This window comes from Allobosea sp. 67-29, assembly GCF_001898115.1.
Lineage (GTDB): Bacteria > Pseudomonadota > Alphaproteobacteria > Rhizobiales > Beijerinckiaceae > Allobosea.
The window spans coordinates 11,298-26,719 of sequence record NZ_MKSQ01000014.1; the positions used below are offsets into that span (position 1 = coordinate 11,298).

General features: G+C 68.9%; 29 protein-coding genes. 23 read left to right on the plus strand and 6 right to left on the minus strand.

Annotated elements, in window-relative coordinates:
- The first annotated feature begins 20 nt into the window (after positions 1-20).
- The 18 genes from BGO20_RS11275 (at position 21) to BGO20_RS11360 (ending at position 8,792) form a co-directional block, all read left to right on the plus strand.
- Positions 21-329, plus strand: coding sequence for a hypothetical protein (locus tag BGO20_RS11275; protein WP_291663932.1), 309 nt, complete (start codon positions 21-23; stop codon positions 327-329).
- Entirely contained in the window at positions 326-616 is a 291-nt protein-coding gene (locus BGO20_RS11280; RefSeq protein ID WP_291663931.1) for a hypothetical protein, read from the plus strand. Before BGO20_RS11275 ends, BGO20_RS11280 begins: the two co-directional genes overlap by 4 nt.
- Positions 613-942, plus strand: a complete 330-nt coding sequence (locus BGO20_RS11285; protein ID WP_291663930.1) for a hypothetical protein — start codon at positions 613-615, stop codon at positions 940-942. Before BGO20_RS11280 ends, BGO20_RS11285 begins: the two co-directional genes overlap by 4 nt.
- Positions 939-1,262, plus strand: coding sequence for a hypothetical protein (locus BGO20_RS11290; RefSeq protein ID WP_291663929.1), 324 nt, complete (start codon positions 939-941; stop codon positions 1,260-1,262). The genes BGO20_RS11285 and BGO20_RS11290 overlap by 4 nt, the downstream gene beginning before the upstream one ends.
- Positions 1,259-2,338, plus strand: a complete 1,080-nt coding sequence (locus BGO20_RS11295) for a DUF7146 domain-containing protein (protein ID WP_291663928.1) — start codon at positions 1,259-1,261, stop codon at positions 2,336-2,338. Before BGO20_RS11290 ends, BGO20_RS11295 begins: the two co-directional genes overlap by 4 nt.
- Positions 2,335-2,571: a hypothetical protein gene (locus BGO20_RS11300; protein ID WP_291663927.1), complete on the plus strand. Its 237-nt coding sequence runs from the start codon at positions 2,335-2,337 to the stop codon at positions 2,569-2,571. The genes BGO20_RS11295 and BGO20_RS11300 overlap by 4 nt, the downstream gene beginning before the upstream one ends.
- A complete protein-coding gene (locus BGO20_RS11305; protein WP_291663926.1) occupies positions 2,568-2,708 on the plus strand; it encodes a hypothetical protein in 141 nt (46 codons plus the stop codon). The genes BGO20_RS11300 and BGO20_RS11305 overlap by 4 nt, the downstream gene beginning before the upstream one ends.
- An 84-nt stretch (positions 2,709-2,792) precedes the next feature.
- On the plus strand, positions 2,793-2,996 hold the full coding sequence (locus BGO20_RS11310; protein ID WP_291663925.1) for a hypothetical protein: 204 nt from the start codon (positions 2,793-2,795) through the stop codon (positions 2,994-2,996).
- A 1-nt stretch (position 2,997) separates the two neighbouring features.
- Complete coding sequence (locus BGO20_RS11315; protein ID WP_291663924.1) at positions 2,998-3,864, plus strand: phage Gp37/Gp68 family protein; 867 nt, start codon at positions 2,998-3,000, stop codon at positions 3,862-3,864.
- The gene (locus BGO20_RS11320; RefSeq protein ID WP_291663923.1) at positions 3,861-4,154 is read left to right on the plus strand and encodes a hypothetical protein; all 294 of its coding nucleotides are present in this window, start codon (positions 3,861-3,863) and stop codon (positions 4,152-4,154) included. Before BGO20_RS11315 ends, BGO20_RS11320 begins: the two co-directional genes overlap by 4 nt.
- Positions 4,151-6,283 (plus strand): hypothetical protein, encoded by a 2,133-nt coding sequence (locus BGO20_RS11325; protein ID WP_291663922.1) that lies wholly within the window; start codon positions 4,151-4,153, stop codon positions 6,281-6,283. The genes BGO20_RS11320 and BGO20_RS11325 overlap by 4 nt, the downstream gene beginning before the upstream one ends.
- Position 6,284: 1 nt before the next feature.
- Entirely contained in the window at positions 6,285-6,557 is a 273-nt protein-coding gene (locus BGO20_RS11330) for a hypothetical protein (protein WP_291663921.1), read from the plus strand.
- 4 nt (positions 6,558-6,561) lie between these two features.
- Positions 6,562-6,849: a hypothetical protein gene (locus tag BGO20_RS11335; RefSeq protein WP_291663920.1), complete on the plus strand. Its 288-nt coding sequence runs from the start codon at positions 6,562-6,564 to the stop codon at positions 6,847-6,849.
- A gap of 9 nt (positions 6,850-6,858) precedes the next feature.
- Positions 6,859-7,218: a hypothetical protein gene (locus tag BGO20_RS11340; protein WP_291663919.1), complete on the plus strand. Its 360-nt coding sequence runs from the start codon at positions 6,859-6,861 to the stop codon at positions 7,216-7,218.
- Positions 7,215-7,559 carry a hypothetical protein gene (locus tag BGO20_RS11345; RefSeq protein WP_291663918.1) on the plus strand — a complete coding sequence of 115 codons (345 nt, stop codon included), beginning with the start codon at positions 7,215-7,217 and terminating at the stop codon, positions 7,557-7,559. The genes BGO20_RS11340 and BGO20_RS11345 overlap by 4 nt, the downstream gene beginning before the upstream one ends.
- Positions 7,556-7,753 (plus strand): hypothetical protein, encoded by a 198-nt coding sequence (locus tag BGO20_RS11350; RefSeq protein WP_291663917.1) that lies wholly within the window; start codon positions 7,556-7,558, stop codon positions 7,751-7,753. Before BGO20_RS11345 ends, BGO20_RS11350 begins: the two co-directional genes overlap by 4 nt.
- On the plus strand, positions 7,750-8,445 hold the full coding sequence (locus BGO20_RS11355) for a helix-turn-helix domain-containing protein (protein WP_291663916.1): 696 nt from the start codon (positions 7,750-7,752) through the stop codon (positions 8,443-8,445). Before BGO20_RS11350 ends, BGO20_RS11355 begins: the two co-directional genes overlap by 4 nt.
- On the plus strand, positions 8,442-8,792 hold the full coding sequence (locus BGO20_RS11360) for a hypothetical protein (RefSeq protein WP_291663915.1): 351 nt from the start codon (positions 8,442-8,444) through the stop codon (positions 8,790-8,792). The genes BGO20_RS11355 and BGO20_RS11360 overlap by 4 nt, the downstream gene beginning before the upstream one ends.
- Positions 8,793-8,944: 152 nt before the next feature.
- Here the strand turns inward: BGO20_RS11360 and BGO20_RS11365 are convergent, their stop codons facing one another.
- Positions 8,945-9,181 carry a hypothetical protein gene (locus BGO20_RS11365; protein ID WP_291663914.1) on the minus strand — a complete coding sequence of 79 codons (237 nt, stop codon included), beginning with the start codon at positions 9,179-9,181 and terminating at the stop codon, positions 8,945-8,947.
- 116 nt (positions 9,182-9,297) lie between these two features.
- On the opposite strand from BGO20_RS11365, the gene BGO20_RS11370 reads away from it, so the two are divergent.
- Positions 9,298-9,624, plus strand: coding sequence for a hypothetical protein (locus BGO20_RS11370; RefSeq protein ID WP_291663913.1), 327 nt, complete (start codon positions 9,298-9,300; stop codon positions 9,622-9,624).
- Here BGO20_RS11370 and BGO20_RS11375 read toward each other — a convergent pair.
- Genes BGO20_RS11375 through BGO20_RS11395 form a run of 5 tightly spaced genes read right to left on the minus strand, consistent with a single transcriptional unit; the run spans position 9,621 to position 11,227 of the window.
- Positions 9,621-9,839 (minus strand): hypothetical protein, encoded by a 219-nt coding sequence (locus BGO20_RS11375; protein ID WP_291663912.1) that lies wholly within the window; start codon positions 9,837-9,839, stop codon positions 9,621-9,623. The genes BGO20_RS11370 and BGO20_RS11375 overlap by 4 nt on opposite strands.
- A complete protein-coding gene (locus BGO20_RS11380; RefSeq protein ID WP_291663911.1) occupies positions 9,839-10,042 on the minus strand; it encodes a hypothetical protein in 204 nt (67 codons plus the stop codon). Before BGO20_RS11380 ends, BGO20_RS11375 begins: the two co-directional genes overlap by 1 nt.
- A gap of 56 nt (positions 10,043-10,098) precedes the next feature.
- The gene (locus tag BGO20_RS11385) at positions 10,099-10,458 is read right to left on the minus strand and encodes a theronine dehydrogenase (protein ID WP_291663910.1); all 360 of its coding nucleotides are present in this window, start codon (positions 10,456-10,458) and stop codon (positions 10,099-10,101) included.
- Entirely contained in the window at positions 10,458-10,643 is a 186-nt protein-coding gene (locus tag BGO20_RS11390; protein WP_291663909.1) for a hypothetical protein, read from the minus strand. The genes BGO20_RS11385 and BGO20_RS11390 overlap by 1 nt, the downstream gene beginning before the upstream one ends.
- A complete protein-coding gene (locus BGO20_RS11395; RefSeq protein ID WP_291663908.1) occupies positions 10,640-11,227 on the minus strand; it encodes an LPD29 domain-containing protein in 588 nt (195 codons plus the stop codon). Before BGO20_RS11395 ends, BGO20_RS11390 begins: the two co-directional genes overlap by 4 nt.
- A 1,161-nt stretch (positions 11,228-12,388) precedes the next feature.
- Here BGO20_RS11395 and BGO20_RS11400 point away from each other — a divergent pair.
- From BGO20_RS11400 to BGO20_RS11415, 4 genes are read left to right on the plus strand one after another with little or no spacing between them, the layout of a single operon-like run.
- On the plus strand, positions 12,389-12,967 hold the full coding sequence (locus BGO20_RS11400) for a hypothetical protein (protein WP_291663907.1): 579 nt from the start codon (positions 12,389-12,391) through the stop codon (positions 12,965-12,967).
- Positions 12,964-14,514, plus strand: coding sequence for a cell division protein FtsQ/DivIB (locus BGO20_RS11405; protein ID WP_291663906.1), 1,551 nt, complete (start codon positions 12,964-12,966; stop codon positions 14,512-14,514). The genes BGO20_RS11400 and BGO20_RS11405 overlap by 4 nt, the downstream gene beginning before the upstream one ends.
- Positions 14,514-15,005 carry a GNAT family N-acetyltransferase gene (locus BGO20_RS11410; RefSeq protein ID WP_291663905.1) on the plus strand — a complete coding sequence of 164 codons (492 nt, stop codon included), beginning with the start codon at positions 14,514-14,516 and terminating at the stop codon, positions 15,003-15,005. The genes BGO20_RS11405 and BGO20_RS11410 overlap by 1 nt, the downstream gene beginning before the upstream one ends.
- A gap of 1 nt (position 15,006) precedes the next feature.
- The gene (locus BGO20_RS11415) at positions 15,007-15,417 is read left to right on the plus strand and encodes a hypothetical protein (protein WP_291663904.1); all 411 of its coding nucleotides are present in this window, start codon (positions 15,007-15,009) and stop codon (positions 15,415-15,417) included.
- Positions 15,418-15,422 lie beyond the last annotated feature (5 nt).

The following is a 15,422-nucleotide window of genomic DNA, read 5'->3' on the forward strand; positions in this document are numbered from 1 at the left end:
ACCTTTGCCGGAGCCTCGCGATGGACAACCGCGTCACGCTCGAAATCCTGATCAAATACGCCGGCGGCCAGACGCGCATCGAGCTCGTGCGCTTCCAGCCCGGCGCGGTGCCGCATGGCTACATCCTCCAGGAGGAGCCCGACGCCAGCCTGGGCCGCACGCTGGTGCGCGACCAGGTCAAGCTGCTCAACGCGCTGCGCGACCTCGCCAAGCCGAAATGGCTCAAGCTGCTGCACGACGCCGACAGCTCGGCGCGCGACCTGTTCGGCCCCGCGATTGCGCTGATGGAAGCGCCGGCCGCCGGCGTGGCGCAGGGGGCGGCGGCGTGAGCGGGAACACGCGCGGCGGCGTCGCTGTCAACCCGAAACTGGAGTGGAAGCGCTTCGACGCGCTGCCGGCAGCGATCCGCCGCGTCTACGCCCTCGCGCCTTTCGACTATGCACTGTCTGCGGCCGAGCGCGGCTGGAAGGACTATCGGCGCGCCGGAAAGACGGTCGCGGAGTTCAAGGCGCGCGAGGTCGCCTGGATCTGCGCGCATCTGCAAAAGCAGGCCCGTAAGACCTATGGGCCGGATCACCCCGACGCGCAGCGCTCGCGCCTGGAGCGCCGGCCATGAGGAACGGTGCCTTCGGGGTCTATGAAGATCCGGTGCTGATGTTCCGCCGCTTCGACGCCATGCCGAAGGAGCTGCGCCGCGTCCATGCGCTCGCGCCGTTCCACATGCATATGGGCAAGGCGGCCAAGCGCCTCGATGTCTACCGCAGCGCCGGCGCGACCATCGAGAAGATGCGCACGGCCGAGATCTTCCTCATGTGCAAGCTCCTCCAGGAGGAGGCCGCCCGCACTTACGGCCCGGAACATCCCGACGCGCAGCGCTCCCGCCTGGAAGGCCGGGCGCGGCGCGTCCTGCGCGGCTCTACGGCCGGGGGAGGGCGGGCATGAAGTGGGCCGCTCGCAAATCCCTTCTCGGCTACTGGACCATTGCCCTGCTTGCCGCCGACGAGGCGGAGCTCGGCGCGGCATCGGTCAACCAGTTCGGCCGCGTGCGCTTCTTCTCGAAGCGGCAGCCGAGCCCGTTGGGCGACTGGTTCCCGCCCTGGGAAGCCCTCAACGCGGCGGCGGATATCGCCCGGCAGTTCTGCCCGCCCGAGGCCGGGCGTTATGGCTGGCGCGGCTCGGCCCGGCGCGGCGAGCTCTGCGGGCAGATCGCAGCCGCGCTCAATGCCGCCGGCGTCTTTCCTGCGGAGGCGCGGGCGGCATGAGCCATCCCGTCTCCATCGACGCGGTCAAGGCCAAGCTGAACGATCGGCTCGACGATCTCATGGCGAAGCTCTGCCCCAACGCCGTCAAGGTCGGCAACGAGTGGGAGATGGGCTCGATCCGGGGCGAGCCGGGCCAGTCCTTCAAGATGAACCGTTCCGGCAAGAAGCTGGGGCTGGGCTACGACTTCGCCGAGGGGCGCTACTACGACATCCTCGACGTGGTCGCCGCCGCGAAGTTCGACGGCGATATCGGAGACGCCATCGCCTGGGCGATCGCCCTTTTCAACCTCGGCCGGATGACGCCGGCCGAGATCCGCGAGCAGGAGGAGAAGGCCAAGCGCCAGCGCGCCGAGGCGGAGAAGGGCCAGGCCGAGGACGCCGAGGCGGTGCGGCGCAAGGCCAAGGGGCTCTATCTCGCCGGCGAGCCCTGGGAAGGCTCCCCGGTCGAGCGCTACCTGCTCGGCCGCCGGATCGACCTGAAACGCTTCGACCGCAGCCCGCGCGCCCTGCGCTGGCACGGCCGGGTCTGGAACCGCGAGGCCGGCGGCGTCGAGCTGCCGGCGATGCTGGCGCCGATCGTCGACGCCATCAGCGGCGAGCACCTGGGGACGCACCGCACCTGGCTCGACCTGCTGGCGGACGGGCGCGTGACCAAGGCGGCGCTGCGCGAGCCCAAGATGAGCTGGGGGGCCTATCGCGGCGGCGTCATTCCGCTGCTGCGCGGGGAGTCCGGCAAGCCCTTGAAGCAGATGCCGGCGGACGAATGGGTCATCTGCGCCGAGGGCATCGAGAACGCGCTCTCGGCCGCGCTGATGCGGCCGCAGCGCCGGGCGATCGCCGCCGTCTCGCTCTCCAACCTGGCCGAGATCCGGCTGCCGCCGCAGCTCGGCGGGCTGTTCCTGGTCGCCGACAACGACACCAAGTCCGGCCCGCAGAAGCAGTTCGCGCGCGCCTGCGCGCGTCTCGAGGAGCGCGGCGTGCGCTTCCAGATCGTCCGCCCGCCCGAGGGCATCAAGGATTTCAACGACTGGCTGGCCGCCCTGGAACGCCAGGCCGAACAAGGGAGAGTGGCGTGAGCGAACGTCTCGATAAACGGCAGTACCTCTATGGCGAGCCGCGTCTGAGCAATGCGCAGGTGAAGGCGCTGCGCGAGCTTTCGAAGGGGCCGATCAATTGGACGGACCGCGTCAGATCAGCGACGCTCAAGGCTCTTCGCGGCAGTCTCATGGTCGATGTCAGCGGTGATGTCGCGGAGATCAGCCCTAGGGGCCGGAAGATCCTCGCGCTGATCGACGAGGCCGCAGCATGACGCCGGCCCAGCGCAACGCCCTGCGCAATCCCTGCTTCGCGGCCGAGGAGACCACGGCGGCCGCCTTCGGGTGGCGCGAGAGCTTTCCCAACACGGACGTGACGGTTCGGCTGACGCTGAACGTTGGCATGGAGTGAGCGGTGTTCTTCGGCGGCAAGCCTCTCTGGCATGTCAGCGTGGCCATCTGGTCGCGGCTGACGAACGCCCCGAAGCCGTGTCCCGTGTGGACCGATCAGGACCGCTCCCGCGCCGACCGCATCGCCGAGCAGCTGCTCGCCGGCGTCGGCATCGCCGACCAGGCCCGCACGGACGATTACGGCATCGCCAGGCACTACCGGCGCGCCACGACGCCGGACGAACAGGACGCCGTGTTCCGCTCGCCCAAGGGGCGTCTCGCGGCACTGCGACAAGCACGAGGCTATTGAGATGGGCGCGGATACCAAGATCGAGTGGGCGCACCACACCTTTAATCCGTGGATCGGCTGCACGCGGATCTCGCCGGCCTGCGACCATTGCTATGCCGCCGATTGGGCCAAGCGCTACGGCCAGGAGCATCTCTGGCAGGGCGAGCGCCGGCAGACCTCGGCGCAGACCCGGCATCAGCCCTTCAAGTGGAACCGCGAGGCGGCCGAGGCCGGCGAGCGGCGGCGGGTGTTCTGCGGCTCGCTGATGGACTTCGCCGACAACCAGGTTCCGGGCCGCTGGCGCGATGACGCCTGGCACTGCATCAGCATGTGCCCCTGGCTCGACTGGATGCTGTTGTCGAAGCGGCCGCAGAACTATGCGCGCTTCCTGCCGGGGCCGGCGATCGGCGCGCCCGAGTGGGGCGATGGCTGGCCCAATGTCTGGCTCGGCACGACGATCGAGGACCGCAAGCGCCTGCCCAACCTGGAGCATCTGCGCGCCGTGCCGGCGGCGGTGCGCTTCCTCTCGATCGAGCCGTTGCTGGAGGATCTCGGCGAGCTCGACCTTACCGGCATCCACCTGGTCATCGTCGGTGGCGAGAGCGGGCCGGAGGCTCGTCCAATGCACCCCGCCTGGGTGCGCTCGCTGCGCGACCAGTGCGCGGCCCAGGGCGTCGCCTTCTTCTTCAAGCAGTGGGGCGAGTGGGCTCCGCATACGGTAGATCTCGAAGACGAGGAAGGTTCGATCCGCACTACGCCTCGCGGCGGGGTGAACTGGCAGGCCGAACGGCCAGGCGGCTACTTCGGTGTGTTCCGCATCGGCAAGAAGCGCGCCGGCCGGCTCCTCGATGGCCGCACTCATGACGAGATGCCGAGGCCTGCCGCATGACAGGCCTGCCTCAGCCCGCGCTGACGATGATGCCCGCCGCCATGCGGGCGAAGCATCGCGCGCGGGCACAGCGTGAGATCGCCCGCTATCTCTGCGGCGTGAAATGGACGGACGGCTTCTGCGAGGCCGCTCTCGCGCCGGACTGCCGATGCCAGAAGGCCGCCCATGCGATCCTCGCCATGGTCGAGGGCGTCGGCATCGTCCCGGTGTGGGAATATGACGCCGAGCTGCGGCGGCTGCTGGCGGCTTGCCAGCCCAGCCTCGAACCGGCGGAAGGGCTCGGCCTATGAGCGAGCCGACCCCGCTCCAGCCGCTCGCCCCGCATCTCGCGCCGATGGCCGATGCCTTCGCGGCGGCCGAGCAGGCCGCCCGCCAGCAGGAGCAAGACGCCGCCGCCCAGGCCGAGGCCCGCCGCAAGGCGGAGCTGGAACAGGCCGAGCTGGAAGACGACGCCAGGGCGATCAAGGATGCGTTCAAGCGCGGCGGGATGAAGCTCGCCCTGGCCATGGGCCGATCCTGCAAGACGAGCTGGACCGCCGACCAGGTCGAGGACCTGATCTATCCGCCGCCCCCGCCGCCGCCGGCCGCCGGCGGCGATGGCGACGGCGGCCAGCGCCCGCCGGCCGGGCCGCAGCCGGACGAAGGCGACGAGCCGCCGAAGTGGAAGCTGAAAAAGAACCCGGTCAAGGCGCTGCCGAAGGACTGCCCGGTGACGCCGCTCGGCATCGACGGCGAGGTCTGCTTCTACCTGACGCCGAACGGCCAGTTCCTGCCGCTGGAAAGCCACGCGGCCGAAGGGCTGCGCAAGCTGTTCTCGCCGGACGTGCCGTGGCTGTGGGGCAATTTCCCGAAGTTCAAGGAAAACACCGGCGAACAGACCAATTGGGACGCGGCCAAGGCATCGGACAGCCTGATCCAGGCCTGCGGCCGGCGCGGCCCCTTCGACCCGGCCGAGAAGCTGCGCGGCGTCGGCGCCTGGCACAGCCCCTCCGGCCAGCTGATCCTGCATTGCGGCGACCAGATCTTCGACGGCGCGAGCTGGCAGAAGCCCGGCTTCGTCGGCGACTTCGTCTATCCCGGCGCGGCGGCGCTGGCGAAACCTTTCCCCTGGTCGGAGGACGATATGGAAGCCGATGCCGAACGGAAGCGCTTCTTCGCCGAGCTCAAGGCGCTGCTCACCATCCTGGACAGCTGGAACTGGGCGGCCGAGTTCGAGGTCAACGCCGAGACCGGCGAGCGGGTGAACTTCCACGGCACCGAGCACAAGCTCTCCTCCATCCTGGTCCTGGGCTGGATCTGCTCGGCGCTGGTCGGCGGCGCGCTCGACTGGCGGCCGATGATCTGGCTGACGGGCGAGGCGGCGGCCGGCAAATCCACCCTGCAGAAGCTCGTCGCCGCGATCATGGGCGCGCGGCTGGTCACGTCATCGGACGCCACGGCCGCCGGCATCTACCAGAGCGTCGGCTATTCCAGCCGCGCCGCCGGCATCGACGAGGCCGAGGCCGACCCCAACAGCCAGAAGATGAAAGGCATGGTCGAGCTCGTGCGCCAGTCCTCCTCGGGCGGCAACATCCTGCGCGGATCGAGCGACCCGAAGAAATGGCGCGGCTTCACGGCCCGCTCCTCCTTCCTGCTCTCCTCGATCGTCATTCCGCCGCTGTTCGGCCAGGACCTGACGCGCATCACCATCCTGCCGCTCGCGCCGCTGCCGAAGGGCTCGCAAAAGCCGAAGATCGAGACGGCGCGCTGGGCCGCCTTCGGCACGATGCTGCTCGCCCGCCTGCTCGACAACTGGGAGCGCTGGGAAGCCACGCTCGACAGCTACGCCATCGCGCTTGGCGAGCTCGGCCACGATGCGCGCGGCGGCGAGCAGCTCGGCGGGCTCTTGGCCATGGCCGACATGGTGCGCTTCGACGAGATCCAGAGCGACGACATCGCGCTGTGCTGCGCGCCCTTCGACAAGCGCAACCAGCCGAAGGACGAAACCACCTCGCAGCAGTTCCTCAACTGGCTGATCACCAAGACCGTCGTCGCCTTCCGGGGCGGCAACCAGATGACGATCGGCGCGCTCGTCGCCGGCGCGGCCGGGCTGGTCGATCTCCAGGGCGAAGGCGCGACGCCGGCGAGTTACGCCGCCGCGCTTCATGCCCATGGCGTCTTCGTCGAGGGCTTCCGCGACGAGGCCACGGTGACGCTGCCCAACCAGAGCGCCGGCCTGGCGCACCTGCTCGACGGCTCGCCCTGGGGCACCAAGCCCGGCGCGGCGCTCTCCGGCTGGCAGCAGGCCATGCAGCGGCTGTGCACCGCGCGCGGCCCGGACGGCCAGCCGCTCGGCAAGAAGATCAACACCAGGAAGCTCGGGATCGGCCGGGGATGGTCCCTGCCGGCCAAGATCTTCCTGCGCATGGAGGAGGAGTGAGATGGGGCGCTTTCGCAAGAAGCCAGTCGAGATCGAGGCGTGGCAATTCACGCTGATGAAAGACGCTGCAACCCAGCCGGATTGGCTGAAGGCGGCGTTCCTCGACGGCGCTGTGTTCTACCAGGGCGGGGCCGATCCCTACCTCACGATCGAAACGCTCGAAGGCACGCATCGCGCCTCGCTCGGCGATTGGATCATTCAAGGTGTCAAGGGGGAGCTCTATCCCTGCAAGCCGGAGATCTTCGCCGCAACCTATGACGTAGTGGAGGGCTGAGCCGATGGCATTCAAGGCCGAACCCGTCAGCACGGAACACAGCGGCTTCACCACGGATCTGTCGCAGGTCGGGCGTTCGCCCGATCTCGGCGACGTGCTGATGTCCAACGCCGTCAGCATCAACATGTGCCCCTGCTGCGGGCGCATACACATCGGCGGGCATGACCGGAGAGGGCTGCAATTCGTCGCGCTGCCGGTCGACGCCAGCGTGGCGCGCGCCATCGCCGCAAACCTCGTCGAGTTCGCCGTCGAGAGCGAGAAGCTCGCCGGCAGCCGACTGTACAAGCACTAGGGGGCGGCCATGCGACAGGATTGGCAGGACAAGATCGCAGCCTCGAACACCGAGCTGGAAGGCATGCTCGGCTCGCAGGACGCGCGGATGCGATGCGCGGCCCGTTTCGGCCTAGCTGTCACTCAGCCGCTCAACGCCTGGTATGCCGACGAGCTTGCGCGCGGAACGGACCCTGCGGTGCTGCTGGAGGTTCTTCCGCGCTGCCTCGGCCAGGTGCTCGGCATCATCGTCTTCAACCAGGGCGGCCACCCCCAGCTCGCCCAGGCCACGCTCAGCCTGCTCGGCGTAGAAGCCTGCACCATCATCGGCCGCGCGCAGGCGGGCGACCTCGACCAGATGAAGGTTCGCAATCCGGGGGCCAGGCCATGAAACAGAAAACCCTGTTCGTGGCTGCCACGGCGGCCGAGGCGAAGGCGGCGGCGGATCACATGCAGCCGGGGCCGATCGAGTATGCGAAGCCGGAGCTTTCTGCGGCGGTTACGGATGTGCTCGATCGGCGACGGGAGCAGGTTGCTCTCGGCTACACTCCCGAGCATGACGACAAGCACGATCGCGGCGAGATCCTTCGCGATCCGCATTGGGGCGCTTCGATCCGCCTCCACGCCGTCGTCGCTGACCGTCATCCCAATTCGCGCGATGGGCTGGTCGATGTCGCGGCCATGATCATCGCCGAGATCGAGCGGCTGGACCGCCGGGACGGCCGGACATGAGGGGCACCCCGATCAACTCGGCCGAGATCGTCAGCCTGCGGGATGGCGGCTACATGGTCTTCGATACTTCGCACGAAAGTCGGCATGCCGGCATGGAGCGCGTGCCTGTCTTCGCCTGCGGCAGCAAGGACGATCTCCTGGACTATCTGGAGAAGCGTCTGGCGGACCCGCCAAGCGAGGAGGAAGGGGAATGAGCCGCCACCCCGTTGAGGAGGAGATGCGCCGGGGCGTCTCGCTCTCCCTCACCAACGCCGTGTTCTCCAAGCTCATCAAGATGGGCCGGCAGCTCGGCAAGACGCCCCAGCGCATGGCGCAGGAGCTGTTTGACGAAGCCTACGCCGCCCGCTGCATGGGCAAGAGCGCGGCCCAGCAGGTCGCGGCCGCCGGCGCGATGGCCGATGCCCTGGAGGAGGATCTCCAGCAGCAGCTCGCCGAGGCGCGGGCGCAGCTGGCGCGGATGGAAGCGCGCTACGAGGAGCAATTCGCCGGCCGCGATCGCGCTCTCGACCAGCTCGTGAAGGCTCAGGATCTCGCCATCGAGATCGGCAAGGATCGGGACACGGCCAAGGCAGCGGCCAAAGAAGCGATGGACCAGGTCAAGCGCATGGAAGGCGTCATCGCCGGCAAGGACCGCATGTTGCTCGACCAGGCCGACGAGATCCGCAAGATGCGCGAGGCGGCCAAGGGCCAGCTCGTCGTCGTCAACCAGGCCAGCGAGATCCTCAAGCGGGAGGCGCAGCCGGCTGAGGAGCCGGCCTGGGCGCAGCCGTCGAGCGCCTCGCAGCTGCGCGCCATCCGGGCCATGAAGGCGGCCGGCAACAGCCCGGCCGCGATCGCGCGCCAGCTCGCCGTCTCGATCGAGACGATCAAGGCGGCGCTGGCATGAGGGATCTCCGAAACCGCATCGGATACCGCTTCTGGTACTGGCGCTGGCAGATCTCGCTGCGCCTGCGGCCGGCGCGCCAGTGGCTCGGCCGGCTCTGGAACTGCCATCGGAACGCGCGGCGGCTCGCTGCGATCGAGCAGGCGCTCAATCACCGCGACCTCTTCATCAATCCCGATTTCATGGAGGAGATCGCCGGCGAGATCGACTGCGCCGGTTCAGGTTGCGAACACGTCTGGTCCGAATGGGATACCGGCGCGTCCGGCTGCACCGTCTCCGAGAAAGGCACGTATTGCCCGAATGATCTGGCCGAGACCCTGCGCGAATTGGCCAGGGTGGCGCGTGCTTGAGGCCTTTCCATATCTCTACCGCTTCGACCGCTGCGGCCGGAAAGGTCAGCCCTGCAAGGTGACGGCACGCGGCAAGATGAACTCCGTCCGCGTCGTCTTCGCGGACGGCTTCACCATGATCACCAGCGGGAATGCGCTGCGTCGGCTGAAGCCTAGCGACCAGCCAGATCCTCGCGCGCGTCGCGATGGGTGTCCCGAATCGTCATGATGCCCTGGCGCAGCCGCACGCGATCGCGCGGGTGACGCTCGACAGCCGCGTCGAAGGCGGCGAAGCCGATCATCAGCGCAGCGCAGCGCGCGACCTCGACCGCCTGCCGGTGCCGATGCGGCAATTCCATGTCCTCGACCTCGACGACGATGTCGAGCGGCTCCTTCAGGATCACGCCCATGCTCAACCTCCATAGGAACGAGGGCAGAACATAGGAACAGAGTCGGGGGCAAGGTCAAGCGCCGACTGGACGCGCTCCACCGCCCGCGCCATCCTCGCGCGCGGGAGGGCAGGGCGATGATGCGAGCGGCGATCGTGGCGGGGGTGATGATGGCGGCCGGAGCGGCCTGGGCACAAGCGCCGGACTGGACGGCTGTCGACGAGTGCTACCGACGCAGCGCGGCCGATCTCGACGACATGTCATCGGATGCGGAGACGATCGCCGGGGCCGTCAGCTTTTCCTGCATGACGGCCGAGCGCAAGCTGGTCGCCTATGCGAAGCCGGGCAACGAGCAAGAGCGGACACAGGCGCATCTCGACATGCGCAGCACCTTCCTGGCGCGCGCCACGACGGCGGTCCTGGTCCGCCGCGTGATGATCCGCAAGGGCGAGATGAAGCCCTAGAAGTCCAAGCCCTGGACCCGACGCAGGGCGCGCGCGATCGCGGCCGCGTCGCTCTCGCCTGGCCGGCGGATCGCCTCCAGGTCCGCCAGGGCCTCGCGCTCCAGCTGGATCGAGAGCAGCCGGCCGCCGCGCGCCTTGAGCTCGGCCCGCGCCAGGCGCGCCATGGTGGCGCGATCGCGCGGCATGGCGGCATCGTATTTCAGCGGGCGGGCCATCAGCGTTGCTCCTGCTCGTCGCGCGCCCGCAACCAGGCCATAGCCTCGCGCTGGCGCGGAAAGCGCCGCTGTTCGCCTTCCGCATGCGGAGGCGCGCCGGCCGGGCGATGGATCGACCAGGCCACCCAGCGCTCGCCCGGCCGGTTGCCGACGAACTTCGCGACCGTGCCGATGCGACGGTCGCCTAGAAAAATGCCCTGCATCTGCTACACCCTCCTCGATGTCGCCGGCGTCGCCTCTCCGGGTTCGCCTGACGATGTCATGCCCGGCCGCCTGCCAGCGGCCGGGCGTCTTCCTCGCCGCCGGCGTAGTAGCTCGGCCTGCGTTCCAGTTCAGCTGCGATCCACTGCTCGGCGAAGAGCGGGAAGCGCTTTTCCAGGCGGGCGCGCAGGTTGCGACGGCGCGCCTTCCCCTTCGCCTCGGTGCTCCAACGGCGGATAGGCCGTTGCGTCACCAATTCCCAGCCAATGGCGTAGCCACAACCGGGCGACCATTTCGCCATGACCTCGGCCGGGCAGGGCTGCCCGCGCTCGACGAGGACAGCCGCCAGGACGCGAGGTCCCGGCGGCTCGGTGTGCGGGTTTCTCCAACTGAGTGACCAGCGGGCCATGTCCGGCATCAGAACAGCTCCAGTTGGTGGCGCTGGTCGCCGAACAGCGGCAACGCCGAGGTGTCGAAGTCCTGCGGCGGGCGCTTGGCCTTGCGCCGCTCCTCGGCCTTCCTGATCGCCGCGTCTAGTCGCAGGCTCGGGGAGGGGAGCGCGTCGCGGCGCTCCGTCCTGGTCTCGTCGACGGCGGGGCTCATGAGCGCGCCCTCGGGGCCGGGATCAGCTGCGCCAGGCGCTCGCCGGTGATCTCCTCATCCGGCCAGAGCCGCAGCTTGTTCAGGATGTCGCAGCGATCGCGGCCGGTCTGGCGCTGGTAGGCGGCGAGGCAGCCGGCGGCGAAGGCCTCGCTGATCTCGCGCTGGGCGAAGACGTAGCCGATGCCGGAATGGACCGCGCGCGCCTGCGGGTGCGGCTTCGGCACGACATAGCCGGGCGTCGCGCCCATCGAGCCTTCCGTGCCTTCGCTCCAGCCGGTGACGATCCGGCCATCGGGCAGGAGCCAGCTGGTCTTGCTGTAGGCCATGTCGATCATGCCGTCGAAGCCGCGCGAGCTGTAGGCGCTGCTGATCCGCTCGACCTGCTCCTTCGTCGGGCCGTCGACCCAGTCGATCCGCGTCGAGCTGCCGCCGCTGTAGCTCTCGCCCCGGACCCGGAATTTCACGCCGGGAAACGCCTTGGCGAGATGCTGGCGCAGGATCTTGTTCGTCTCCGCCAGGCGCAGATAGGCGACGGGCTCGGCCTTCGGGGCGACCGGCTCTTTCGGGAAGCAAACGACTGTCATGGGTTCTCTCCGGGTTGAGGGGCGGCGTCTGCCAACGCCGTGAGGAGAGTTATTACACATGCGCTAAAATCAGTGCAAGTGAATTTTCACACGCAATTCACATAAATCGTAATCCGCTGATATCGCAGAGGTTTAGACGCTGTCGCGGTGGAAAAGCTGTGGATGGAGCTGCGACCAGGCGTCAGCCGGCCTATTGACAGCCCGGCGCAAATCAGATGCGCGTGTGAATGTTCACACAACCGATGGATCGCGCTCGCGTGTCTGGCCGCCCCTGCCTCCCTGCAACCCTGTTTGGCGACGCGATTGTTTCGCGCGCGCTTACGGGGTGCGGGCCGACAGGTGTTGCGGGGGCGTTGCGCGGGGTGTTGCAGCGTAACGCGTTGCAATCGCTGTCTTTTTCGCGCTCGCAACACCTGCAACGCCTGCAACAGCCGGTCGCCTCACGTATGTGCATGCGAGGGCGAGCGAGGGCGAGCGCAGGCGCATCTACGCGCGGGCTCGGGTCCGTTGCAAGTGTTGCAAGTGTTGCAGATGATAAATCTATATATATATCAATGGTTTACCCGCAACGCTCTCCGCAACGCCTCGCGATCGCGGCGGCGCAGGGTGTTGCGGCTCGCTCCTGCTCGATCGGCTCCGCAGCGCCGCAGGCGATTAAATATCCTCGGATATTCAAGGGCTTGCGGGTCGCGAGGCCTCGCAGGGCAGCGACAGCCGGAAATGGGGTGTTTGGTGTGAGTGCGGCGGCTCCGGCGCGGCCGCGCGCGGAGCTCGGGCAGGGCAGGGCGAAGGCCTGCGGCCTTGCCCTGGAGGGCGTCCAGGCGGGCCATTTCGGGCCGATCTTGCCGCCAGTCGCCAGCGAAAACGAGCGATATCAAGCGCTTAGGCGCCCGATCCTCGTAAACGCCGCATCCATTGAGGGGGTGGCCTCGCCTTCGGACCCCACCCCCCCCACCTCGGCCGGACCCCACCCCCCGGAAGCGACCGCCCCTCTTTCCGCCGCCCGCCTGGCTGCGCCTGCCGGCCCGTCCGGGGGCTTCCCTGGTCGGCGAGGCGAAAACGCGGATCGGTGGGGCGGTGGGGCCAGGGGCTCCGGGGCACCGGGATTTTTTGCGGCGAAGACAGGCGTCCTGGAAAAACCGGGTTCCGGGGAGGTTCGGCATGGCTGACCGCAACGGAACGGCCGGGGCGGTAGCAGGCCTCCTGGCGCAGGCTCAGGACGCGATGCCGTCCGAAGGTGAGCAGCTCGACATGCTGGCGACGACGCAGCGGCCGGCGAGCCAGCGGCTACATGTCACCAGCCCGTCCGGGAAGAAGGATTTCTTCCATGAGGGCCGGCTCGCCCAGGAGGTCGAGCGCAGTGCCAAGGCGGGACGGCCGAAGGGCGCGCAGAACCTCGCCACTCGGGAGCTCAAGGATTGGATCGTCCGGCTCCTGGGGGGCACGCCCCAGGAGCGCATGGCGCGATGGGCAATGCTCGAACCGGAGGAGCTGGCGCGCCGGCTGAATTGCACAGTCGCCGCCGCCTTCGATCGTCAGCAGGCCATTCTGAAGGAGCTCGCGCCCTACTTCATGGCCCGCATGCAGCCGGTCGATGATCAGGGCCGCACGGTCCCGCTCGTCGCGCTCTCGATCGGCGGCCAGGTCGGCCAGGCGAACGGCGCTCAGCCCTGGTCCGAGTGGTTCGGCGGCCAGCCGCAGCCCGACATCGTCGATGTGACGCCGGAGGAGGGCAAATGACCGTTCTCCGCTACGGCACGCTCGACGAGATGCTCCGCAGCTACAGCCACGGCACGGCTCTGCTGCTCGACAGCGCCGGCCCGGTCTCGGACGCCTTCATCATGTCGCGCGGCACGCGGGATCTGATCTCCGGCCCGGTCGGCTCGGGCAAGACGACGGCGGCGGTCAAGCGGGCGCTGCGGGCGGCGATGCGCCAGCCGCCGATGCTGCACAACGGCAAGCGGCTCCAGGGCGCGCCACGCTTCTACCGGCTCAACGTCTACCGGACTACCTACAAGGACATCTGGCAGACCACGGTCCCGAGCTGGTGCAAGATCCTCGACCCGCAGAAGGGCGTCGGCAACCTGGTCGGCTCCTCGCCGCGTCCCGGCCAGTACACGCTCGATTTCGACGACGGCTGGGGGCCGATCCACATGGAGGTCAACTTCCTCGCCTGGGGCGAGGATGCGGACCCCGACAGCCTCGGCGGCACGGAAGCAACGGACGCCTACCTCAACGAGATGCCGACGCTGCGCGAGGATCTCTTCGTCAACCTCGGCCGCACGGTCGGCCGCTTCCCGAACCGGGGCGAGATCGGCCTGCCGGACGATCCGCGCATCCCCTATGGCGCGATCTTCGGCGATGCCAACGCGCCGGAACCCGACAGCTGGGTCTATCGCGATTTCTGGGGGCCGGAGAAGCCGGAGGGCTACCAGCATTTCCGCCAGCCCGGCGGGCTCGATCCGAACGCCGAGAACCTCAAGGCGGTCGGCCGGACGTACTACACCGCCATGGTCGAGGCGAACCGGCACCGGCCCTGGTGGATCAAGATCAAGGTCCACCACAAGCCCGGCTACAACCGCGAGACGGACGTGATCTACGCCGATTTCGACGATGATCTGCACGTCTCGATGCTCCCGCTCAAGCCCTATCCGGTGCTGCCGGTCCTGGTCGGGATCGACGGCGGGCTAACCCCGGCGGCGGCCTTCATGCAGGAGCTGCCGGACGGGACGCTGAACATCCTCGCCGAAGTCGTCGTCACGCGCGGCGATGAGTTCGACCTGGCCGAGGGCATGAAGGTGGTCATGGGCTCGCCGCGCTTCCTCGGCTGCGAGTTCGCCTTCCAGTGCGATCCGGCGATGGAGGCGGGCGAGGATCTGACGATCGGCTCGATGCGGGCGCGCCTCGCCAAGGCGCTGGGCCTGCCGACGCTGGCGGTGAAGCTCGCCGCGACGAACGACCCGGAGAGCCGCCACGCTCCGATCCGCGAGAAGATCAAGGACGGCCGCCGCAAGCTCCAGGTCGACGCGACGCACTGCCCGACGATCCGCCGCGCGCTCGCCGGCACCTACCAGTATCACCGCACGCGGGGCACCTCCGAGCGCGGCCGCGCCGTCAAGAACCCGGACAGCCACATCATGGAGGCGGCGGAGTACGGCGCGATGCAGTGCGGCACGGAAGCCGCTCGCATCCGCAAGACGGAGCGTGTCCGCCAGCGCGAGGCCAAGCGCAGCGGCGCGGGCGGCAAGGCGGCGCGCTGGCGGCCGCTCGCCCGGAAGGTGCAGTAATGTACGTGCGCCGCACCCATCCCGCCGAGATCCTGGAGATCTGCGCGGATCTGCGCCCGGCGGATCGCGCCGAGATGCTGGCGACCAGCTTCGTCGACGATCCGGCCGAGCACGGCGCGGCGATCGCGGCCGGGCTCGATCAGGCCGTGGTGGCGCTCACCCTGCTCGACGATCGTCGGGCACCGATCGCCTTCGTCGGCTTCTGGCAGATCGCGCCGGGCGTCGCCACGGCCTGCATGTTCGCCACCCCGGCCTTCGCGTCGATCGCGCGGGCTGCGCACGGCTTCTGCCGGGACAGGCTGATGCGCGATGCCGTGCCGCGCGCCTTCCGCCGGGTCGAATGCCGGGCGCTCGCCACCAATGCCAGGGCGCGGATCTGGCTCAAGCGCCTGGGCTTCGTCGAGGAGGCGGTCCTGCTCGGCCTCGGCAAGCGCGGGGAGAGTTTCGTGCAGTGCGCGTGGGTCAACCCTTCAATCCGACAGGAGGCCTGACATGGGCTGGTTTTCCGGGCTTTTCAGCAGCAAGCAGCGGCGCCTCGACCAGATCTGGCAGGCGCAGCAACTCCAGCAGCAGCAGGAACAGGCGGCGGCCGAGCAGCAGCGGCTCAACGACGAGCTCAAGGCGAGCCGCGCCGACGCATCGAAGCAGATCGAGCTGCTCAACCAGCAGAGCGAGGCGGCGCTCTCCCAGGCGGCCGAGACCGCCCGGCTCTCGCAGAAGCAGGCGGAGGAGGCGAGCTACCGCGCCTCGCTGACGCCGGCGGACAGCGAGGATGCGCGGGCGGCGGCCGATCGCAAGCTCAAGAAGCTCCAGGCGGCGCGCGGCATCGCCTCGACGATCGTGCAGCGCGCCGGCGGGCTCGGCGCGCCATCGGTCGCGACCCAGCAGCTGCTCGGGGCCTGACCGGC